This is a genomic window from Neobacillus bataviensis LMG 21833 (assembly GCF_000307875.1).
In the GTDB taxonomy this organism is placed as follows: domain Bacteria; phylum Bacillota; class Bacilli; order Bacillales; family Cytobacillaceae; genus Neobacillus; species Neobacillus bataviensis.
Map to the genome: position 1 here is coordinate 1 of NZ_AJLS01000164.1, position 5,849 is coordinate 5,849.

At 39.4% G+C, this 5,849-nt stretch carries 7 protein-coding genes; 6 read left to right on the forward strand and 1 reads right to left on the reverse strand.

What is annotated here, in order from left to right:
• Positions 1-161: 161 nt before the first annotated feature.
• Positions 162-1,253 (forward strand): A/G-specific adenine glycosylase, encoded by a 1,092-nt coding sequence (gene mutY, locus BABA_RS24360; RefSeq protein ID WP_007087943.1) that lies wholly within the window; start codon positions 162-164, stop codon positions 1,251-1,253.
• 34 nt (positions 1,254-1,287) lie between these two features.
• Here mutY and BABA_RS24365 read toward each other — a convergent pair whose 3' ends face one another.
• Positions 1,288-1,470 (reverse strand): hypothetical protein, encoded by a 183-nt coding sequence (locus BABA_RS24365; protein WP_007087944.1) that lies wholly within the window; start codon positions 1,468-1,470, stop codon positions 1,288-1,290.
• Between the two features lie 157 nt (positions 1,471-1,627).
• Here BABA_RS24365 and fabL point away from each other — a divergent pair, with 157 nt between their 5' ends.
• From fabL to BABA_RS24390, 5 genes are all read left to right on the forward strand, one after another.
• Positions 1,628-2,377 carry an enoyl-[acyl-carrier-protein] reductase FabL gene (fabL, locus tag BABA_RS24370; RefSeq protein ID WP_007087945.1) on the forward strand — a complete coding sequence of 250 codons (750 nt, stop codon included), beginning with the start codon at positions 1,628-1,630 and terminating at the stop codon, positions 2,375-2,377.
• A 75-nt stretch (positions 2,378-2,452) separates the two neighbouring features.
• The gene (locus BABA_RS24375) at positions 2,453-2,749 is read left to right on the forward strand and encodes a gamma-type small acid-soluble spore protein (RefSeq protein WP_007087946.1); all 297 of its coding nucleotides are present in this window, start codon (positions 2,453-2,455) and stop codon (positions 2,747-2,749) included.
• 162 nt (positions 2,750-2,911) lie between these two features.
• Positions 2,912-3,169: a YgaB family protein gene (locus BABA_RS24380; RefSeq protein WP_007087947.1), complete on the forward strand. Its 258-nt coding sequence runs from the start codon at positions 2,912-2,914 to the stop codon at positions 3,167-3,169.
• Positions 3,170-3,396: 227 nt separating this feature from the next.
• Complete coding sequence (gene ntdP / locus BABA_RS24385; protein ID WP_007087948.1) at positions 3,397-3,927, forward strand: nucleoside tri-diphosphate phosphatase; 531 nt, start codon at positions 3,397-3,399, stop codon at positions 3,925-3,927.
• 69 nt (positions 3,928-3,996) lie between these two features.
• The gene (locus BABA_RS24390; RefSeq protein WP_007087949.1) at positions 3,997-5,763 is read left to right on the forward strand and encodes an ABC transporter ATP-binding protein; all 1,767 of its coding nucleotides are present in this window, start codon (positions 3,997-3,999) and stop codon (positions 5,761-5,763) included.
• Positions 5,764-5,849 lie beyond the last annotated feature (86 nt).

The window sequence follows — 5,849 nt, forward strand, 5'->3', positions numbered from 1 at the left end:
GTGTTTCCTTTATCTCAGTTGGAGCGCTCCAGGCCATATGCCGCTGACCAGGGCGCTTGCGCTTTTCTTAAAACTATTGTCAAAATAAGCAAATTAGCTTATCGTTAAACGAAATTGTCTTATTATTATACCCTGTTTAACAATTTGGAGGCACTAAATTTATGTTAATTGAACAAGAAATTTTCAAGAAAATCAATATAAATGCATTTCAAAATGATTTAATTGCCTGGTTTAAAAATGAACAGCGTGACTTGCCGTGGCGGAAAGACCAGGATCCATATAAGGTATGGGTCTCAGAAATTATGTTGCAGCAAACAAGAGTAGACACGGTGATCCCTTATTTTAATCGTTTTATTGATTGGTTTCCAACGATTGATGATTTGGCTGAAGCTGACGAAGATAAAGTGCTTAAAGCCTGGGAAGGACTTGGATATTATTCAAGGGTACGAAACCTGCAGTCTGCTGTTAAGGAAGTAAGGGAAAAATATAACGGGGAGGTGCCAAGTACACCGAAGGAAATAGCTGAACTTAAAGGGGTTGGGCCCTATACAGCCGGTGCGATTCTAAGTATTGCCTACGGAATCCCAGAGCCTGCGGTGGATGGAAATGTAATGAGGGTTTTATCACGAATTCTTTCTATTTGGGAAGATATTGCTAAACCTTCATCACGCAAGGTATTTGAACAAGCAGTGCGTGAATTAATTTCTCATGAGGATCCATCCTCATTTAATCAGGCATTAATGGAATTAGGCGCATTGGTCTGCACACCTACCTCACCTTCCTGCTTATTATGTCCGGTACGCGAACATTGCCATGCATTTTTTGAAGGGGTTCAAAATGAGCTGCCGGTAAAAACAAAGAAAACGAAGACGCGTGATGTCCAACTAACTGCAGCAATCATTACGGATACAACGGGAAAATTTTTAATTCATAAGCGCCCCGCAAATGGGCTACTCGCAAATTTGTGGGAATTCCCTACGGTGGAGATCCATCATCCTATGCAAATCGATAGGGAACAGATTGTTACCCTTTTTAACAAAACTCTTGATTTAGATATCGAGCTTGAGCAGATTATTGGTCAAATTGACCATGTGTTTTCACACTTAGTTTGGAATATGAAAGTATACACAGGGACAATTACCGCTAAATTTCAGGAAACAAACGAGTGGAAGCTTGTTTCTTTTGAAGAAATGAAAGAATATGCCTTCCCTGTTCCTTATCAAAAAATGTTTAAACTGTATCAAAGTATTTAAGGAGGAGACCGCCTGATACTGCGGTCTCTTTTCATTATCTTTTAATCCCGCCGCGGTTTTCTATTTCTTCAATAATTTCGCGATGGATGGTCTGCCCTTCACTATTTAAATAAGGGGCAATTTGCTGCAAGGAATGATGAAAAAAAGCAAGCTCCGAATCGTCCCAATCAGATTTCCCCATCATCGAAAGCTCCGTCATATCACGTCCGCCATACATCTTTCAAAACCTCCAATCAATTTTTAATTTGCCTTTAGTGTCTTATAATAATTGTCTTCTATACCTAGAAAAGATAAAATGATTGGAAAAGCGGAAGCGCCTCTATGCGCTGAAGCTAGACAGTACCAATACTTGAATGAAGAAGGGAAAAGGGAAGATGACACAAAAAGTAGCATTAATAACTGGAAGCAGCAGAGGAATAGGCAAGGCAACAGCACTTCGGTTGGCAGAAGCCGGATATGATATCGTGATTAACTATGCGAGAAGTAAAAAGTCTGCTCTTGAAGTGGCCGAACAAATTGAAGCATTGGGCCGAAAGGTGTTAATTGTTAAAGCCAATGTGGGTGATGTGGCTAAAATTAAAGATATGTTTGCTCAAATTGACCAGGAATATGGCCGTTTAGATATATTTGTCAATAATGCTGCTTCAGGCGTGCAGCGTCCTGTTATGGAACTTGAAGAGTCGCATTGGGACTGGACTTTAAATATTAATAGCAAAGCATTGTTATTCTGTGCTCAAGAGGCCTCAAAATTGATGGAAAGAAACGGGGGAGGGAAAATTGTCAGCATCAGTTCCCTTGGGTCGATTCGCTATTTGGAAAATTACACCGTAGTGGGTGTTTCAAAAGCGGCTCTTGAAGCGTTAACAAGATACTTAGCAGTCGAATTGGCACCTAAAAATATTATTGTCAATGCTGTTTCCGGTGGTGCTGTAGATACGGAAGCATTGAAGCATTTTCCTAATCGAGAAGAGCTGCTTCAAGAAGCGAGAGCAAAAACACCGGCGGGCAGAATGGTTGAAATTGATGATATGGTAAATAGTGTAATGTTCCTATTATCTGATGAATCCAGCATGATCAGGGGACAAACCATTATTGTTGATGGCGGGATTTCATTACTCGTATAAGTTATTTTTAAATAATAATTTAAATGGATATTCTCCACGAAACATGGATACATTATATTCGTGGAGGTGATAACCATGGCAAAATTCAATCAACAGCCAAACAAAACTTCAGCTGGAACAAACATTCAGGAAGTAAGACAACAAAATGCTCAAGCTGGTTCAGGCTCTGCAGGTCAATTTGGTACTGAATTCGCAAGTGAAACAAATGCTGCAGAAGTAAGACAACAAAATGCTCAATCTGCAAAAGGCGGTTCACAAGGTCAATTTGGAACTGAATTTGCGAGCGAAACTAATGCACAAGAAGTAAGACAGCAAAACCAAGCTGCTGAAGCTCGTAAAAACCAAAACGCAGGTCAATTTGGACAAGAATAAACATACTTAACTAGGAGGCGCTCTTTTTCGTAAAGAGTGCCTTCTTCCTGCATGTTCAAACCGCTTCGACAAAACTTCCGTCATTTTTACAGAAATAGTCAAAGGAAAAAGGGTTCTGTTAAAGAATACATATATTAGCTTAAAAATAAGGCGGTGAGGGAAATGGATCTGTTTAACCGATTAGTTTCCGAACAAATGGCGACAATGGAAAAGTTATTGTACCTTCAAACAGAGCTGGAGCGTTGTCAACAAATCGAAGAAGAGCTTCAAACCTTGCAGAATGCCACAGACCTTGATAGTATTCAAATTGATATTCAACTGATGAAAAAAGAGCTGAAAGAGATTCAACTCATTTTTGAGAAGCAGACAGAAGAGGTCATTAATTCCTATAAAGAAACAAACCTAACCACTTCTATCTAGTTTTAGAAAGAAAATCACAAACTTTTGCAGTAATCTGCCACTTTTCCACAAAAAATTCGCAAATTTTTACAAAGAGCCTCTTGAATTGTGGCTCTTTTGTTTTAAATTCTGTTCTTAACCGTTATAATAATAAAAAATAGGAATTTTACTTTGTTACCTCTTATCGTATATTAGTAAAGGTTTAGGAATAGGTTGCAAAGCGTTCAGGAATGAAGGTAGGGGAGAACATGGGCGTACCCATCGAAGGTGAACCAATGCAAATACATAGCTATAAGCACAATGGGCACATCCATCGCGTCTGGGAAGAAACAACCGTTTTAAAAGGGTCACAGAATTTGGTGATTGGTGGAAATGACCGGACACTTGTTACAGAATCAGACGGCAGAACATGGATTACGAGGGAACCCGCAATTTGCTACTTCCACTCGCAATACTGGTTCAATGTCATTGGAATGATTCGTGAAGATGGCATTTATTATTACTGTAATATCAGTTCACCGTTTATTTTTGATGGTGAAGCACTAAAGTATATTGATTATGACCTAGATATCAAGGTGTTTCCTGATATGACCTTTAATTTACTAGACGAGGATGAGTATGAACGCCATCGCCGTGAAATGAATTATCCAGATGCGATTGATCACATCTTAAAGAGAAATGTGGAAAAATTGATTCAATGGATTCGGCAGCGGAATGGCCCGTTTGCACCAGATTTTATTGATATTTGGTATGAACGTTATCTAACATATAGACGTTAGAAGCTAAACACCTGTTGATTGTTAGATCAACAGGTGTTCGTATGTTCTGAAGGAAGGGGGCCTAATACTTTGAATAGTATTCGCAGATATCTGCAATTTGTGAAACCGTATCGCCTGCAGATTATCGGGACAGTTATTATTGGGGTAATTAAATTTTCCATTCCGCTGATCATACCCATGCTGATTAAGTATGTGGTTGATGATATTGTTGGGAATCAAACCTTATCACATGATGGGAAGATTAATAAACTGATGCTCATCCTGGTAGTCATGATTGTCGTTTTTGTCATCCTAAGACCGCCGATTGAATATTACCGCCAATATTTTGCCCAGTGGACAGCTAGTAAAATTTTATATGATATTCGCGATCAAATGTACACCCATATCCAGAAGTTAAGCTTCAAGTATTATTCCAATACCCGTGCCGGGGAAATTATTTCACGAGTAATTAATGATGTGGAACAAACAAAGACCTTTGTTATTTCTGGATTAATGAATCTTTGGCTCGATATTGCCACCATTTTACTTGCTATTATTCTTATGTTTTATATGAATGTGAAATTAACTGTCGTATCGATTCTGCTGTTCCCGCTTTACGCTTTTTCCGTTAGATACTTTTTTGGGAATCTTCGTAATTTAACAAGGAAGCGTTCGCAAGCACTTGCAGAAGTGCAAAGCTATTTGCATGAACGCGTACAGGGGATGCCGGTCATCAAGAGCTTTGCGATTGAAGAGTACGAGCAGAAACAGTTTGATAAGCAGAATAAAAACTTTTTAGAAAAAGCATTAGAGCACACAAGCTGGAACGCTAAGTCGTTTGCAGTAGTCAATACCATTACAGATATTGCCCCGTTAATTGTCATTGGTTACTCTGCTTATCTGGTTATTCAGGGTCAATTGTCACTAGGGACGATGGTAGCCTTTTTTGCTTATATCGATAAACTTTATAATCCGTTAAGAAGGTTGGTAAACTCCTCTACCACTATTACCCAATCGTTCGCCTCAATGGACCGGGTATTTGAATTTTTAGATGAGAAATATGACATTGTGGATGAGCCAGATGCGAAGGTGTGCAGCAATGTAAAAGGAGATATTTCTTTTGAACATGTTTCATTTTCTTATGATAAAGAAGATGAATTGGTCTTAAAAGATATTCATTTAGATGTGAAAAGGGGAGAAACGATCGCGCTTGTCGGAATGAGCGGTGGCGGAAAATCGACGCTTGTTAGTTTGATTCCCCGTTTTTATGATGTCACAAAAGGAAGAATTACCTTAGATGGAGTGGATATCCGTCAATTTAAGGTTCAAACCCTCAGAGATAAAATTGGTGTGGTTTTTCAAGATAATATTCTTTTCAGTGAATCCGTTATGGACAATATTTTATTAGGAAAACCGGAGTCTACTGCTGAAGAAGTCTATCAGGCAGCTAAAGCAGCAAATGCCCATGAATTTATCCTTAACCTTACAGATGGTTACAACACTAAGGTCGGTGAACGAGGTGTGAAGCTATCCGGAGGGCAAAAACAACGTGTCGCAATTGCCAGGGTATTTTTAAAAAATCCTCCCATCTTAATTCTTGATGAGGCAACGTCAGCACTGGATTTAGAAAGCGAGCATTCGATTCAAGAATCTTTAGAAGAGCTGGCTAAGGATCGAACTACTTTTATTGTCGCCCACCGGTTATCGACGATTACAAATGCTAATCGGATTGTCTTGATTGAACACGGCCAAATTGTGGAGGTTGGAACACACGAGGAATTAATGGCTAAGCGAGGCAATTATTATAATTTATTTCAAGTGCAGCAGTTGGAACAGAAAGAACCCGTAGCGGAGTAACAATCCGCTGCGGGTTCTTTGAGAATTGTCCAGCTCCAGCGCCCTAGCGGCTAGTGTCCTTCGCTCTCCGCCCTACGATAAGTCAA